Below are 16,129 nucleotides of genomic sequence, written 5' to 3' on the forward strand. Positions count from 1 at the left end.
TCTCATCAGTCGGGTAAGATTTTGGGGTCACAACCGAGAGATTGAAGAATTTCTGCTTGAAGTCGCCACATGACCTGTTTCTCGTCTTCTGTTGTGTGGTCATAACCTAGCAGATGTAGAATACCGTGCACAACTAGTAAGGTCAATTCGCAGGCTGGGCTGTGGCCGGATTTTTGCGCTTGCTCGTTCACTTTTTCCCACGATATGATAATATCGCCGGCGTAGAGGCGCTGTGTTTCTGGGTCAACTTCGCCGGAAGGGAAAGACAGCACATCAGTAGGAGCGTCATAACCGAGGAACTCGTAGTTAAGACGCTGCAATTCGTTGTTATCACTGACCACAATAGAAAGATCTACATCCCTCTGTTCAAATTTTAGGACCGCTTCGGCCGCCCGGATGACTAAATCTTGATTTACCTGTTTTTCGAAAGGGGGCTCAACAATGAGGTTAATCATGGGGTATGGCTTTCAAGAGGGGATGGTGATTCTATGGGTTGGGTGGCTTGCTCCCCGGCGGACTTGGAAAACGGTTGAACTTCAGGGTACTTGATACGTGGGTGATAGGCGTTGAGCAAGGTCTTGGTAAAGGATTCAGTAATCAGATAAAAATCGCGCAGGGTCAAATTGGTTTGATCCAATTGTCTTTCGCGTTGGCAGTACTCGATGGCCTTGCGCACCAAATTCCGAAATTCTTCTTCCTCGGTGGGCATTTCGGCCCGGGCGCGTGCCTCGGTCATATCCGCCAGCATAAGCAGCGCGGTCTCACGGGATTGAGGCGGCGGTCCTGGGTAGCGAAAGCGCTGCACATCCACTTGCGTGGGATCGTTTCCGGCGGCTTCAAGAGCTCGGGCGTATTGATAGCGTGCGATCAAGGTGCCGTGGTGTTCGCGAATGAAATCAATAATCCGTGGGGGCAAGCGGTGTTTGCGGGCCAGCTGGACGCCGTCCTCGACGTGGCGGATAATGATATCAGCGCTGGTATATGGGTCGAGTTCGTTATGAGGATTGGTTTTTCCCTGTACTTGATTTTCAATAAAGAAGGCCGGATTGACGGCTTTGCCAATATCGTGATAAATTGCTCCAACGCGAGTCAGTAGGGTATCTGCACCAATGGCTTCGGCAGCCTGTTCGGCAAGATTAGCGACCTGAAGACTGTGCTGATACGACCCTGGCGCATTTCGTAAAACAAACTGAAGTAGGGAATGATCTGGCCGAAGCAGATCCAGAAGTTGGAGGGGAGTAATGACGCCGAGAGCTTGCGAGAAGAGGAATTGGAGCAAGAGGGTTAGACTGGCTGAGGCAATTCCGTTGATGAAAGAAGAGCCAACCAGCGTAGTGATGCCGATCCAATCAGCAAAGGGGTCGGGCAAGCGAAAGGCGATGATCATAGCGCTCCCAGTTAGCCCGATAGCAATGCCGGCACCGAAAAAATTGGCTACCCGGCGAGCCTTTCCCAATGCCAAGATGCCCATAAGGCTGGTGAGAAGATAGAATATGAACAACCCAAGGGCATTGGGTAGATTATAGGTGGAGAGCAGACTCAATACCAGTGAGAAAACGAGGCCAATTTCCAGGCTGTAGAGACTGGCTACGGTGAGAGCAAAGGCGGGCAAAGGAAATAGATAAGGGACAACGACACGATTGGGGATGACGATCCGAGCGGCATAAAGAAATACTAGAAAAGTGAATGCCAGGAGCAAAAGCGCCTTAAGGCTTTCAAGCGAATGGGCGCGCTGGCGGGTAAAGTATAACCCGATGAAAACGCTCAAGGAGGCTACCAGCGCTGTAGCCCCTGCAATTTCCCGATAACGATTTTCTGTTTCGACCAGGCCGAATTTTTCCAGGGCCTCCATGACGACTGGGGTGATTAACTGGCCGCGGCGCACGATGACCTCGCCTGCTAGGTAAGAACGGGTGACGGGCTCAACGCGTTTGGCCGCCTCCTCACGCGCCCTTTCGGTGAGTGTTTCGCTGTACAGACTGTTGGGTTGAACCAAGGGAGTGACCAGATCCGCAACAATGCGAGCCTGCTCCTCGGGAAGGGTAAAACTAATCATCCCGGGGACGCTTTGGCGGGCCTCCTCCAGACGATCCTCTCGTATGGTGCCGCGCATGACCTGCTCAAGGGTGAGCAGGGCCTCCTGCTGAATCGTTTGCCATTGATTGTCATTAAGATCAATAATTAACCGTGCCGTCTGTTCAGAGATGGGAATGTCAGCCAAGGCTTGTAGATCCTCGATCTTTTGTTCGGGAGCGGCATACGGGTCATAACGGACTGTTGTAATGTAATTCAGAGCCAGTTGTAGTTTCTCGATCTGACGGCGGGTAATGGACGGATCAGGGGGCAGATAAACCGGAGCAACTGACTTGCGGGCCTCTTCTTGGGCCTGACGGGTCAGCACCTCGCTGACAAATGTCAGGTTTTTGGGTGCCAGGATGTCCTGACTGGCAACATCACCAACCTTTAGACTCAAATATGGGGGGCGAATGGCGATAGGGAAGAGCAAGGCGCCGAGAGAAAGCAGGCTACACAGCACCAGCAATGCGCGCTTAATCACCATGCGATTAAGGCGCTGGACGAGGGTGGGTGGAAGAGAAGGAGTTTTCATGTCTCCTGTTGAAGAAGTTCCCGCACAACCCGACTGGCAGCTTCTCCACTGGCGCGTCCCTGCAAGCGCGGAATGAGGATTTTCATCACTTTTCCCATATCTGCCGGGGTCTTGGCGCCTACTTCCTCAATCACAGATTTGGCCAGGGCAAGCAATTCTGCTTCTGAAAGGGCCTGGGGCAAAAATTCCTGAATGACTTGGATTTCCGCTTCGGCAGCCTGAACCAGATCAGAGCGCTGGGCCTTTTGGGCGTCTTCAATCGTTTCGCGCCGTGATTTGACTTCTTTCTGTAGAAGTGCCAGGATGGCGTGATCGTCTAGCAAACCACCTTTTTCAACTTCTGCTAGGCGAATAGCTGAAAGAATCATACGAATGGTGCGCTTACGTACTTCATCTTGACTGCGCATGGCGTCCCGCAATGCAGTTTCGAGTTTCGTCTTTAGTTCTGCCATAGTTAGTTTCTCTCTCCAATTCCAACTGGCTGTTATGGGGTTACCATAATCAGGCCCCGAATTTGCTCGAAAATTGCCGGGCCAATACCAGGAACATTTTGGATCTGTTCAATTGTATCAAAATTGCCGTGGCTCTGGCGATATTCGACAATGGCGTCAGCCCGAGTTTTCCCAATACCCGGCAATGCTTCCAATTGCTCGGCGCTGGCATGGTTGATATCTATGAGGTTAACGTTTATGCCCGATGTTTCTTTGGGGCTTTCAGGAAGGGTGGGATTCTCAAATAGGGGGGCGAGGGGTGTTTCGCCCTGAAAGGGAATGTGAACCTTGGCACCATCGCCCAAGCGCGCTGCCAAGTTGACCGCTTCCAAGTCTGCCTCCGGAAGCGCCCCGCCAGCGAGGGCAATGACATCCCGAAGGCGACTTTCGGGTGCAATTTCGTAAACCCCTGGAGTTGCCACTGCCCCAGTAAGGTGGATGACCCAGGGGCGTGGCGTCTTTGTCGGGAGTAGAATGATTGTTTGAGCACGAGGAGGCGCACTAACCAGCAAGATAAAGCCGGCCGCCAGAAGGCCGATAAATATTCCCAAAGTCAGGATTTGCCACGGTTTAAAGAAGGAGTTTTCCATATGAGAAACACTGCGGGATAGGTTCATCCTCAGTATAATATGCGCGATAAACCCGTCAAGGCTGTGAGGCCATTATTTTTCAATCAGATAGCAAGGTAAGAACCGGGAGAATGCGATGGTAAAAACGACCTACCTGACTTTATCCACCCGGGGAAATACGGATGTGCAGGAGATCACGTCCCTGATTTCACGTGCCGTGGAGGAGAGCGGATTTGAGAATGGAGTTGTGGTGGTCTTTACGCCCTCCAGCACCAGTGCAATTACCACAATCGAGTATGAGCCTGGTTGTATCAGTGATTTGCGGCAACTTCTGGAGGAATGGATTCCATCAGGGCGCGATTATGCCCACAACTACCGTTGGGGGGACCATAACGGGCACAGCCACCTTCGAGCAGCCATATTGGGACCTTCTTTGACCATCCCGTTTGTAGAGCGCCGCCTAAGCCTGGGCACCTGGCAGCAGGTGATCTTCATTGACTTTGATGTGCGTCCGCGGCAACGCCGATTGGTGGTTCAGATACTTGGCGCTTGAGCGGATCTGAGGCGAGAGAGGATTCAAGGCTGAGCATGGCATTAAACGCAGCAATGCTGACTTCCAACATATCTGGGCTGGGGGAGCGGGTGGTCAGTTTCTGTAACCATAGATTAGGGCGAATCAATTGGCTAACTAGGGGGTTATCGAGATGATCAGCGACCCAGCGAATGTATTCGTAGGCAAGCATGGCTAGAAGTGGGATTAGCAAGATGCGGCTGAGAATTAACCATATCCACGGCAGATCGCCTAATACAGAGAAAATCAGGACCGAAAGCACAACCAAAGTTAGGATAAAGGAAGTGCCGCAACGGGGGTGTTCAAGAGGATAGGAATTGACGCTCTCCGGGGTCAATTCTGCTCCGGCTTCGTAAGCGTTTATGGTTTTGTGTTCGGCGCCGTGATAAGCAAATACGCGCTGGATTTCTGGGATACGTCCAATCCCCCAGATATAGCCAATCACAGCGAGCAAGCGCAGCAATCCTTCTAGCAAGTTGGTTGCCAGCCCCGAAAACCCGAGCCATGCTTGAAGGCCTTTACCCACCAGGGCGGGGAGCAGGAAAAACAGGCTTACAGCCATCACTAGGCTGACAACCAAGGCTAACACCCAAGCAGGACCTTCTATTTTCTCGCTCTCTTCGCTGGCTTGCAGGTTGGCTGAAAGAGAAAGGTAGCGCGTTCCCAACCCAAGCGCGTCCCATAAGATTACTAACCCTCTTAGAAATGGGATGCCGGTTAGACCTGTGAGGTAAAGACCCTTGAGGGGCTCACTTTGGATAATGATATCCCCTTGGGGATTTCGCATGGCCGCTGCAACGGCGCGCCGGCCGCGCATGAGTACCCCCTCGATCAAAGCCTGGCCCCCATAAGTGGGAAGTTTGAGTGGCCGACCCATTGGGCAACCTCAGACCTGAGCGATTTTGGGGTAACTCAGCAGGAATTCGATCACGGCTTGAATGCCTCGATACCAGGTGGGTAGATGAAGCCGTTCGTTAGGAGAGTGGATATGATCATCGGGCAACCCAAATCCAGAAAGCGCTGATTCCAGACCCAGGATACGCTGCATCATTCCAACTACGGGTACGCTTCCCCCTTCTCGACGATAGAGGGGATCTTTGCCCCAGACGTTCTTCAGCGCTTGGGCCAATGCGCGGACGCCAGGATGATGACGATTGGTGATCGAAGCCGGGGAACCTCCAAAGGCAACTAAGTCCCAACGTACTGTTGGGGGACATTTGGCCTTGAGGTAGGCGCGCAATTGCTGATGCACTTCCTCTGGGTCTTGGTCAGGCACGAGGCGTGTCGAAATTTTTGCCATGGCCCAAGCGGGTATAATGGTTTTCGAGCCTTGGCCAGTATAACCCGAATACAATCCGTTGATCTCCAAGGTTGGCCGGGCCCCAATGCGCTCGATTGCAGTATACCCTTCTTCCCCGTAAAGTTGAGGAACTCCAAGATTCTGCACCAATGCTATTTCTTTTAAGGGAAGGCGGGCCAGTTCCTGGCGCTCTTCCTCATCAAGTGGGCGAACGCGATCGTAGAAGCCGGGAATCAGCACTTTCCCAGAGGCATCATGCATTCCGGCAATCAGTTCGCACAGGGCTTGGGCTGGGTTATGCACGACGCCACCAAAAAGCCCTGAGTGTAGATCCCGTTCAGGACCATAAACCCGAAGCTCAAAGGCGGCCACTCCCCGGAGGCCGTATGTAATGGTGGGCTGGTCGGGTGCGATCATTCCTGTATCCAGATTCAGGGCCACATCGGCTCTGAGTAAGTGGCGATTTTGTTCAAGGAATTGGCTTAAGTTAGGCGAGCCGATTTCCTCTTCTCCCTCAATAACCCATATGATATTGACGGGAAGGGAACCGGTTGCGATGATGGCTTCCACCGCCTTGAGAGCGGCCACAACCTGGCCCTTCATATCCGAAGCACCGCGCCCGTAGAGGTGTTCTCCTTCCTGCCAAGGCATGAAAGGTGGGTTCTTCCATTCATCATATGGGTCTGGGGGTTGAACATCGTAGTGTCCGTAGATTAAGACTGTAGGCGCATGTGGGAGGGGAGGATCGTTATAAGCAAAGACCACAGGGTGGCCAGGAGTTTCAACCAAGTGGGTGTTTGCAAATCCCAGCCGTTGTAATTCAGCCACCAGCCAACGAGCTGCCCGGATCACATCCTCTTTGTGATTCGGGTCGGTGGAGACGGATGGAATGCTCACAAGTTCCTTTAGGGCATTGAGAAAAGCTTGGTGATGGTTGTCAACGTAGTGTAGAGCTTGGGTTTTGTCAGACATCATGTTAAAACTCCTGCGTGCCATCAAGATAAGCCGATTATAACTGAAATTGTAAGACAAAAAACACTTCCCTCGCTTTGGATTTGTGCTAAAATATATGCAGGAATCGGTGGTCAGTTCAAGCGCTGCTTGACTGGCGTCGGGCAATCCCAATAGCCCGTCGAAAAGTGCCGCCGGGAAAGGTCCACCGATCCAATGAGTCTGTGTTTTCACTCGTTTGTACTCTTTTCCCCTTCCTATTCCTCTGATAAGCCTGTATTTTTCTTTGACGCCCGTGAACATGACTAGACCACGGGCGCCTTTGTTAATTTGATCTGTGTGAGGTGATTATGTTAATCACAAACGGCACTCTTATAACCTGGGAAACCCCTAATCGTATTCTTGAAAACCACGCCATTTATATCGAACAGGATCGAATCCGTGAGATTGGTCCAACCCAGACCTTGTTGGCTAAGTATCCCCAGGAAGAGCGCCTAGATGCCAAAGGCCAGTATGTGATGCCTGGAAACATTTGTGCACACACTCATTTTTATGGTGCCTTTGCGCGTGGCCTAGCAATTCCTGGACCGGCACCTGCCGATTTTCCCGAGATTCTGGAAAAATTATGGTGGTCATTGGATAAATCGCTCTCTCATGAGGCAGTCTATTACTCTGCGCTGGTGTGCTTGGTGGATGCCATACGCCATGGTACAACTACTTTGATTGATCACCACGCCTCTCCAAATGCCATTGCAGGCTCATTGGATGATATCGCGCGTGCAGTCGAGGAAAGTGGTGTGAGGGCCTCACTGTGCTATGAGGTGACCGACCGTGATGGGCCAGAACGCGCTCAGGCCGGTATTGAGGAGAATCTTCGTTTCATTGATTATGTCAAACGTGAACGTCCCCTTAACGGGCGGTTGGCGGCAATGTTTGGACTGCACGCTTCGTTGACATTAAGTGAGGCCACTTTGCAAACATGCCGCGAGCGGGTAGGTGACGAAGAGATAGGGTTTCATATCCATGTGGCCGAGCATCCGGTGGATGAGTATGATAGTCTTCATAAATACGGAGAACGCGTCGTAGATCGTCTGCATCGCCACGGTATCTTAGGGCCGAAGTCTATTGTGGTTCATGCGGTTCATGTGGATGTGCGCGAGATTAATCTACTGGCTGAGACAGGCACTTGGGTTACGCATCAGCCGCGCTCCAACATGAATAATGCCGTGGGTATGGCAATGACGGAAAGTATGTTGCGGGCCGGAGTAAAAGTCGGCTTGGGTAATGATGGTTTTTCTAATGCGATGTGGGAAGAATGGAAGGCAGCATATCTGGCCCATAAATTATGGCATTTAGATCCACGTCGCATGCCTGCAACAGATATTGTCAAGATGGCTATCTACAATAATGCTACGCTAGCCACACAGCAGTTCAATTGTGGTCCGATTGGTGTGATTACACCAGGTGCACAGGCGGATTTGATTTTTGTGGATTATCATCCCTTTACCCCTATAACCCCTGACAATTTACCTTGGCATATTGTGTTTGGGTTCCATGAAAGCATGGTCACCACGACCATGGTGGCAGGCAAGGTGCTGATGCGAGATCGCGAGCTGCTGACGTTGGATGTAGAAAAAATTACTTACGAAGCGCGACAATTAGCTCCGCGAATCTGGGAACGCTATCAAACTCTGTTCTAACTTCATTCCAGGAGCATGATGAGATGGACGAAGCACGAACGTCTCGAACTATTGCGATTATTGGGGGAACTGGCAAGGAGGGCAAGGGACTGGCTTTTCGCTGGGCGCGTGCTGGACATCGTGTGATCATCGGATCGCGACAGGAGGGCAAAGCCCAGGCGGCAGCCGAAGAAGTGAACAAATTGTTAGGAACGTCCGATCAACTGGTGGTCGGAATGAGCAATGAGCAGGCAGCTCAAAGCGGTGACATTGTCGTCCTGACAGTGCCCTATGCAGCCCATCGCGAGATGTGTGAATTCATCAAACCATTTGTTCAGGGCAAAATTGTCGTTGATGTTACAGTGCCTCTGGTACCACCAAAAGTTACTCGGGTCCAGATGCCGCCAGATGGCAGTGCCACTATGGAAGCACAACGCATTCTAGGCGAAGATGTGCAGGTGGTAGCGGCCTTTCAAAACATCTCTTACGAGCATTTGCTACATGATGAGCCAATAGAGTGCGATGTGTTGGTGTGCGGTGGGAACAAAGAGGCCCGTGAGGTGGTGTTGGGGCTGGTACGAGATGCGGGTCTGGTGGGCTGGAATGCTGGTCCCACAGAAAATGCAGTGGTAGTTGAGGGGCTAACCTCAATTTTGATTGGGTTGAACAAACAATTTGGTGTCCAGTCGGCCGGGATTCGCATCACGGGTGTACCACGACCCAAGTAAGTAGAAGATGTAATATGGGCGCTCCTTTGGTACTAACCCCTCTGCAAGATATTCCATTGATTCGCCCTGGTGACGATTTGGGCGAGATCCTGTGGCGGGCTCTGCTCGAAAATGGGATTGTCTTGCGGGCCGGGGACATTGTGGTGATCGCCCAAAAAATTGTATCAAAATCCGAGGGGCGCCTGGTAAACCTGAGTGAGGTAACACCTTCACCGCGGGCGGTTGAACTGGCTCGTCTTGCTGACAAGGATGAACGATTTGTTGAACTTGTGTTACGTGAGAGCCGTCAGGTCCTGCGTCACCGGCCGGGAACGCTGATTGTCGAGCACCGATTAGGGTTTGTTTGTGCCAATGCGGGTATTGACCACTCCAATGTAGAAGGCCCCTATGGCAACCCAGAGGAATGGGTGTTACTGTTGCCTGAAAATCCAGATGCTTCCGCTCAGCGGATTCGAAAACACTTGGAGCAGCGCAGCGGGGTTGCTATTGGGGTTCTAATTATCGATTCGCATGGGCGGGCATGGCGGTTGGGTACTGTGGGAGTGTGCATCGGTGTGGCAGGTGTACCAGCGTTGGTGGATCTGCGAGGGCATGCGGATCTGTTCGGCTATCAATTGAGAGTCACTCAAGTGGCTGCGGCAGATGAACTGGCGGCGGCGGCCTCATTGATCATGGGACAGGCAGATGAGGGAACCCCAGTTGTCCATGTGAGGGGATTCCCGTATCCATTACGGGAATCGTCTTTCTCTGAATTACGCCGTCCTGAAGAGCAGGACTTATTCCGGTAGGGTAGCGATTATGAAGGTGGTAGCCCTGGCAGGCGGAGTTGGCGGAGCGAAGTTGGTGGATGGGCTGGCTCAGTGTGTGCAACCTGAGAACCTGACCGTAATTGTTAATACTGGGGATGACTTCCACCACTTTGGGCTACACATCAGCCCTGATTTGGATACTATTTGTTATACGTTAGCGGGATTAGCCAATCCAGAAACTGGGTGGGGGCGGGCGGGAGACACCTGGGTGGTCATGGGCGAAATTGAGCGACTAGGGGGGCCAACGTGGTTCCGTTTAGGGGATCGCGATCTGGCGACTCACCTGGAGCGAACCCGTCGGTTGCAGCAAGGAGAGCGCCTCTCTGAGGTAGTAACCGCCTTCTGTCAGGCGTGGGGGGTAAAGGTAAAGGTGTTGCCCATGAGCGACGATCCTGTCTCTACTGTCGTTCTGACAAAGGAGGGGATTGAACTTGGATTTCAAGATTATTTTGTGGCCCGGCAGTGTCAGCCCGAGGTTAGGGGCTTTCGGTTTGTAGGTAGCGAAACGGCGCAACCTACGCCCGGTGTTTTAGAGGCACTTCGAAGGGCAGATCTGGTTGTAATCTGTCCCTCGAACCCATGGGTCAGTATTGGACCCATTCTGGCTCTTCCGGGGGTGCGGGAAACACTGATGCATAAAGTGGTGGTGGCTGTTTCACCTCTCGTGGGAGGGCAAGCCTTGAAAGGCCCGGCCGCGAAAATGTTTCGTGAACTAGGATGGCAGCCAAGCCCACTTGCAATTGCTCACTTTTATCAACCTCTTTTGCGCGGGATTTTAGTGGATGTTTCTGATGCGGTGTGGGCTGACGAAATCCGGCGGCTCAGTATAATACCAGAAGTTACTGATATTGTAATGCGTAATATACAAGACCGCATTCGACTGGCTAGAAAAGTGATTGCTTTTGGGCAAAAAGTAGTGGAGACTTCTGCGTTATGAGCACATGGGCGATTGTGCCGGTTAAACCAATCTATCAGGGCAAATCACGGCTGGCAACTGTTCTATCTCAGCATGAACGGGTGCTTCTGAACCAAATGTTGTACATGCACTTGCTTCAGGTGCTTCAAGAAGTTAGGACTATTGATGAGATTCTGGTGGTCAGTCGCGATTCGTCCATCCTTGCTGCTGCACGGCAGTACCGTGCCCGTACCCTGCAAGAAGATGGTCGCACTGGGTTAAATCTGGCTTTGCGAAGAGCAACGGCCATGGCCGAAATTTACGCGGCAAGTGAGGTGTTGATTCTTCCGGTGGACTTGCCGTTGATCACCGCGGAGGATGTGCAGACTATCTTGCGAGTAGCCCCGTTTGAGCGCGGCATTGTGATTGTGCCTGATCGCCATCGCCATGGGACCAACGCCTTACTAGTGCGGCCGCCAGGCGCTTTAGACTATCAATTTGGTAGCAATTCTTATGAAGCGCATTGTCGCCAGGCGCGTCAGAAGGGGTTGGAGGTGCGAACGTTAGATCTTCCCTCCGTTGCGTTCGACCTTGACTGGCCCGAGGACCTGGAGCACTGGCGTCAACTTCACTCCACCCCACTTGTTCTATAAAATATCCCCAGGAGGAAACCATGGAACGTGTAGCATTATATTTACAAGATGCCCATGATCTGCGCGAAGGGTTGGAATTTGTCCGCTATGCCGAACAGCGGGGGTTTGAAGCCGTCTGGCAAGCGGAAAGCCGCCTGGTGCGGGATGCAATTGTGCCAATGGCAGCCTATGCGGCGGTCACTGAGCGAATTAAGATCGGCTCGGGCGTAATCAACAACTGGACCCGGAATATCGGCTTGCTAGCAGCTACTTTTCTTACCTTGGACGACTTGGCGCCCAACCGTATCATCTGCGGGATTGGGGCCTGGTGGGATCCGCTTGCACGAAATGTGGGTATTGAACGGAGGAAGCCGCTAGTAGCCATGCGTGAAACGGTGACAGTGCTACGCCGGTTGCTTAATATGGAGCGGGTTACTTTCCATGGCGAATTCATCCACGTTGAAGGGATTGAACTGGATGTGGTGCATGGCCGACGTGAGCCACGCAACGTGCCGATTATGATTGGCGCAACGGGCGATCAAATGATGGAACTGGCGGGCGAGATTGCGGACGGGGTAGTACTAAATTATTGTGTCCCCCCAGAGTACAACTACCGCGCAATGGAACTTCTGGATAAGGGTGCGAAGAAGGCAGGCCGGCGCGTGGATGACCTGGATCGTCCGCAGTTGATTGTGTGTTCGGTGGATCCGGATCATGACCGCGCTATTGATACAACTCGTGAGCTCCTATGCCAGTATCTGGCGCAGCAACCCCATATTGCCAAAGCCTCAGGGGTTTCGCCGGATGTGGTGGCGGAGATACAAAGCATCCTGGGATGGCCGGCCACTCATGAGCAAATTCAAAAGGCCAAACACTTGGTGCCGGAAGACCTCATTTACCGCATCACGGCTTCAGGCACACCTGAAGAAGCCAGGGCTAAAGTCAAGGAGTACCTCAATACGGGTGCAACCTGCCCAATTCTGTATCCGGTTGGTGGCGACTACAAACTTCTCATTGACACCTTTGCTCAGATCTAATCTCGGTTTCAACAGAAAGGCCACCTGGTTTTTTTCCGGGTGGCCTCAAAAGGAGGGTAGGCCATGATCATTGAGTATTATCGCCCAAAGTCGCTAGAGGAAGCAGTAGCGTTACTGCAACGTTCCCAGCCTCTTACCATTCCGTTAGGAGGTGGGGTCACAGTTAGCCGTATGAAAGAGCCTGATTGCGCCGTTGTAGATCTCCAAGACCTGGGTTTGAATCAAATTGTTTCTCAGGGCAATATAGTGAGAGTTGGTGCCACCGTCACTTTGCAACAGTTGGCAGATTATGAGGGTCTTCAGCCTGAGTTATCTTTGGCTGCTCGTAAAGAGACCACCTATAATTTGCGTCAACGTGCTACAGTAGCGGGGAGCATTGTGAGTGGCGATGGTCGTTCGCACTTACTAACTGTTCTTCTGGCTCTGGATGCTGTGTTAATTTGGGCGCCGGGAGAAAAGCAGGAGTCCCTAGGGGACTTTTTGGCGCTCCGGGATGTACGCTCTGCAAATAAAGGATTAATCACCGAAATTCGCCTTACCAATAACGCCCAACTAAAATACGAGTATGTGGCTCGCACCCCAGAAGATCGACCTATTCTCCTGGTTGCCGTAGCCAAGTGGCCTTCGGGACGAACCCGGGTAGTAGTTGGGGGGTTTGGTAAAGCTCCCGCTTTAGTTATAGACGGTCCGGATGCCAGCGGTGCACAAATGGCGCTAGGTGCGATGCTGCAGAATGCGGGGGATGAGTGGGCTAGTGCTGTCTATCGTCAGGATGTCGCCCAGGTCCTATTAAAGCGATGCTTAATTGCGTTTTAGAAATGAAGGAGGGAGCCATGCAAATCAGACTTTGGATCAATGGTATCGAGCATGAGTGGCAAGTGCCCCCCCATGAAACTCTCTTAAATGCTCTGCGCCGTCATGGTTATTACGGCGTAAAAGATGGTGGGTGTCAGCATGGGGAGTGTGGTGCCTGTGCAGTAGTGTTAGATGGTGTACCTGTTAATACGTGCGTAATGTTGGCTGCTCAAGCCGATGGTCATCGTATCGAAACGATTGAAGGAATGGGGAAACACCCTGACTTGGGATGGCGTAAAACAGAAGGATTACACCCCATTCAGCAGGCGTTGGTGGAGAGTGGGGCCATTCAATGTGGTTATTGTACCCCTGCAATTGCCCTTGCCGCCAAGTCGCTTTTAGATCGTAATCTCAACCCGACCGAGGAAGAAGTTCGCGAAGCCATATCAGGGGTACTGTGTCGATGTACGGGGTACTTAAAACCGGTGCAAGCGATTTTGCGCGCTGCTGCCATTTTGCGTGGTGAGCAAGTCCCCCCTATAGATGAAGTTGAAACCCTGGCCTTCCCGACGGAGTGGCCTGGTCTGACCAATGACGTGCCAACTGTGGAGCCTAAGTTGGGGTCCTCACCCTCACCCATGGTGCGTACCCAAGTGATGCCACGCATTTGGACAGTCATGCATCCAGAGCGGCAAGCCATGCAGCGTGTGGGTAGGCCAGAAATCAAGGTGGATGCTATTAAACTGGTGCAGGGCAAACCAGCGTTTGCTGGCGACATTGAGATGCGGGGCATGCTGATTGCCAAAGTTTTGCACAGCCCGGTTGCGCATGCGCGCATCAAGCATATTGATGTGTCAAAGGCACGAGCCCTTCCGGGTGTTGCAGCGGTATTAACTTACAAGGACATTCCACGCGTTCCCTATTCGACAGCTGGCCAATCAGATCCCATTCCTGGCCCATTAGATACCTTCTCGTTGGATGAGAAAGTGCGGTTTGTGGGGGATCGGGTAGCTTTTGTTGCCGCAGAGACTGAGGAAATCGCGGAAAAGGCTCTCAAACTCATTGACGTTGAGTATGAGCCCTTGCCGGTAATTTTGGATCCAGCGGATGCCTTAAAAGAAGGGGCTCCCATTATCCATGATGAACCTGATTATGTAAACTTTGGAGAATCCGATCCAAAACGTAACTTGGCAGCCCGGATACGGATTGACATTGGGGATGTAGAAAAAGGTTTTCAAGAAGCGGATCGCATCTACGAAGCTGAATATGAAGTTCCCAAGGTACAACAATCCCATATTGAACCCCATGTGGTGATAACTTATTGGGATGAGAATGATCGGCTGGTCATCCGCACTAGCACGCAGGTACCGTTCCACGTACGGCGAATTTTGGCTCCCGTTCTGGGGCTACCTGTCAAGCGAATTCGGGTGATCAAACCACGCATTGGTGGCGGCTTTGGAGGTAAACAAGAGGTTTTAATCGAAGACGTTGCGGCTCATTTGACTATTGCCACGGGCCGCCCGGTCATGTATGTTTACACCCGCGAAGAAGAGTTTACGGCAGCACGGTCACGCCATCCCATGCGCATACGAATGAAAACTGGCGTTAAGCTGGATGGTACGATTACGGCGAATGCAATGTATGTGTTGAGTGATACCGGTGCTTACGGTAGTCATGGATTGACCGTTACCGGAAACACGGGCCATAAGGCGATGGCGCTGTATGTAGGTGACGGGGAATATCGTAAAGCCCCAAATATTCGTTTCTATGCGGACGTGGTTTATACCAATAAAATGCCTTCGGGAGCCTTCCGTGGTTATGGAGTACCGCAAGGTTTCTGGCCGGTGGAACGTCACATGGAGCGCATTGCCCGTGACTTGGGGTTGGATCCTATTGCGTTTCGCTTGAAGAATGCCATTCGAGCGGGTGAATTACACCCGTTCAGTACAGCGTGGAGCGAGGGGCGTGAACCGCGGCCGGAGATCATTCATACTGTGGGGTTAGAAGAGTGTGTCGCTCAAGGCAAAGCCATCATTGGCTGGGATCAGAAATATGGTAATCCGGAGTGGCATCAGGTACCTGGAAAACCTCATTTGCGTCGAGGTATTGGGGTGGCGATGGTCATGCAGGGGACGGCTATCCCATATCTGGACATGGGTGGGGCCTCAATTAAGATGAATGACGATGGGTCATTTAACTTGATGGTTGGAGCTACTGACTTGGGAACCGGTTCAGATACCGTGTTGGCGCAGATGGCTGCGGAGGTACTAGGCGTGCCGGTTGAAGATATTATTGTGTACTCCTCCGATACCGACTTCACCCCCTTTGATAAAGGTGCGTATGCTTCCAGTACAACCTATATCTCCGGCGCAGCGGTCGTTAAAGCCGCGCAGCAGGCAGCGGAACGAATACGGATGCGGGCGGCAAAAATGCTCAACCAGCGTGGCGACGGTCATGCTGAAGTCAAACCGGAAGAAATTCGCCTGGTTGATCGCAAAGCCATGGCGCCTGATGGTCGTTACGTTACCATGGAGGAAATTGCTCTGAACAGTCTCCATCATACCGATCAGGAGCAGATTATGGGTATTGGCTCCCACGTATCGCCTGTTGCTCCCCCTCCCTTTGCGGCTCAGTTTGCTGAAGTGACCGTGGATATTGAGACAGGGGTAGTGACGGTTGATCGCTTGGTGATGGCGGTAGATTCGGGAGTGATTGTCAACCCGATCACGGCATCTGGCCAAATTGAGGGGGGGATGACTCAGGCGTTGGGTTATGCCGTGTGTGAGGAATTGAAGTATGATGAACAAGGGCGTCCGCGCGAAAAGGATTGGGTAAATTACCATATCTTCCGTGCTAACGAAATGCCGAAATTAGAGACAATCTTTATTGAGACATTTGAACCGTCCCACCCGTTTGGAGTAAAGGCGGTGGCTGAGATCCCTATGGATGGGGTGGCGCCTGCCGTGGCAAATGCTGTTCTGGATGCATGTGGTGCTGATATCCTAGATAACCCGCTAACTCCGGAGAAGGTCTGGCGCGCGTTAAGACAGAAATGAGGTTGGCC

The 16,129-nt window shown here is 52.2% G+C and carries 15 protein-coding genes; 9 read left to right on the forward strand and 6 right to left on the reverse strand.

Annotated elements, in window-relative coordinates:
• Window positions 1-5 precede the first annotated feature (5 nt).
• The 4 genes from ybeY to Q0721_RS09460 are packed head-to-tail and all read right to left on the reverse strand — an operon-like array spanning window position 6 to window position 3,689.
• Window positions 6-455 carry an rRNA maturation RNase YbeY gene (gene ybeY / locus Q0721_RS09445; protein ID WP_299028812.1) on the reverse strand — a complete coding sequence of 150 codons (450 nt, stop codon included), beginning with the start codon at window positions 453-455 and terminating at the stop codon, window positions 6-8.
• Entirely contained in the window at window positions 452-2,608 is a 2,157-nt protein-coding gene (locus Q0721_RS09450) for an HDIG domain-containing metalloprotein (protein WP_299028815.1), read from the reverse strand. The genes ybeY and Q0721_RS09450 overlap by 4 nt, the downstream gene beginning before the upstream one ends.
• Window positions 2,605-3,060, reverse strand: coding sequence for a GatB/YqeY domain-containing protein (locus Q0721_RS09455; RefSeq protein WP_299028818.1), 456 nt, complete (start codon window positions 3,058-3,060; stop codon window positions 2,605-2,607). The genes Q0721_RS09450 and Q0721_RS09455 overlap by 4 nt, the downstream gene beginning before the upstream one ends.
• Window positions 3,061-3,092: 32 nt before the next feature.
• Window positions 3,093-3,689, reverse strand: coding sequence for a ComEA family DNA-binding protein (locus Q0721_RS09460; protein ID WP_299028821.1), 597 nt, complete (start codon window positions 3,687-3,689; stop codon window positions 3,093-3,095).
• Window positions 3,690-3,804: 115 nt separating this feature from the next.
• Here Q0721_RS09460 and Q0721_RS09465 point away from each other — a divergent pair, with 115 nt between their 5' ends.
• Entirely contained in the window at window positions 3,805-4,221 is a 417-nt protein-coding gene (locus tag Q0721_RS09465) for a secondary thiamine-phosphate synthase enzyme YjbQ (RefSeq protein ID WP_299028824.1), read from the forward strand.
• Here the strand turns inward: Q0721_RS09465 and Q0721_RS09470 are convergent.
• Entirely contained in the window at window positions 4,160-5,116 is a 957-nt protein-coding gene (locus Q0721_RS09470; RefSeq protein ID WP_299028825.1) for a DUF1385 domain-containing protein, read from the reverse strand. The two genes, Q0721_RS09465 and Q0721_RS09470, sit on opposite strands and share 62 nt — an antisense overlap.
• Window positions 5,117-5,125: 9 nt before the next feature.
• Window positions 5,126-6,514, reverse strand: a complete 1,389-nt coding sequence (locus Q0721_RS09475; protein WP_299028828.1) for a dipeptidase — start codon at window positions 6,512-6,514, stop codon at window positions 5,126-5,128.
• 326 nt (window positions 6,515-6,840) lie between these two features.
• On the opposite strand from Q0721_RS09475, the gene ssnA reads away from it, so the two are divergent.
• The 8 genes from ssnA to Q0721_RS09515 all read left to right on the forward strand — a co-directional run bounded on the left by ssnA (window position 6,841) and on the right by Q0721_RS09515 (window position 16,121).
• Window positions 6,841-8,190 carry a putative aminohydrolase SsnA gene (gene ssnA / locus Q0721_RS09480; RefSeq protein WP_299028830.1) on the forward strand — a complete coding sequence of 450 codons (1,350 nt, stop codon included), beginning with the start codon at window positions 6,841-6,843 and terminating at the stop codon, window positions 8,188-8,190.
• Between the two features lie 23 nt (window positions 8,191-8,213).
• Window positions 8,214-8,897, forward strand: a complete 684-nt coding sequence (gene npdG / locus Q0721_RS09485; RefSeq protein WP_299028833.1) for an NADPH-dependent F420 reductase — start codon at window positions 8,214-8,216, stop codon at window positions 8,895-8,897.
• Between the two features lie 14 nt (window positions 8,898-8,911).
• The gene (gene cofE, locus Q0721_RS09490; RefSeq protein WP_299028835.1) at window positions 8,912-9,685 is read left to right on the forward strand and encodes a coenzyme F420-0:L-glutamate ligase; all 774 of its coding nucleotides are present in this window, start codon (window positions 8,912-8,914) and stop codon (window positions 9,683-9,685) included.
• 10 nt (window positions 9,686-9,695) lie between these two features.
• Window positions 9,696-10,643: a 2-phospho-L-lactate transferase gene (cofD, locus tag Q0721_RS09495; RefSeq protein ID WP_299028838.1), complete on the forward strand. Its 948-nt coding sequence runs from the start codon at window positions 9,696-9,698 to the stop codon at window positions 10,641-10,643.
• Entirely contained in the window at window positions 10,640-11,254 is a 615-nt protein-coding gene (gene cofC, locus Q0721_RS09500) for a 2-phospho-L-lactate guanylyltransferase (RefSeq protein ID WP_299028840.1), read from the forward strand. Before cofD ends, cofC begins: the two co-directional genes overlap by 4 nt.
• Window positions 11,255-11,274: 20 nt before the next feature.
• Window positions 11,275-12,270 carry an LLM class flavin-dependent oxidoreductase gene (locus tag Q0721_RS09505; protein ID WP_299028843.1) on the forward strand — a complete coding sequence of 332 codons (996 nt, stop codon included), beginning with the start codon at window positions 11,275-11,277 and terminating at the stop codon, window positions 12,268-12,270.
• Window positions 12,271-12,333: 63 nt separating this feature from the next.
• Window positions 12,334-13,086: an FAD binding domain-containing protein gene (locus tag Q0721_RS09510; RefSeq protein WP_299028846.1), complete on the forward strand. Its 753-nt coding sequence runs from the start codon at window positions 12,334-12,336 to the stop codon at window positions 13,084-13,086.
• A 17-nt stretch (window positions 13,087-13,103) separates the two neighbouring features.
• Entirely contained in the window at window positions 13,104-16,121 is a 3,018-nt protein-coding gene (locus Q0721_RS09515; protein ID WP_299028848.1) for a molybdopterin cofactor-binding domain-containing protein, read from the forward strand.
• The last annotated feature ends 8 nt before the right edge of the window (window positions 16,122-16,129 follow it).

It is taken from the genome of uncultured Thermanaerothrix sp. (assembly GCF_938028735.1).
GTDB lineage: Bacteria > Chloroflexota > Anaerolineae > Anaerolineales > Anaerolineaceae > Thermanaerothrix.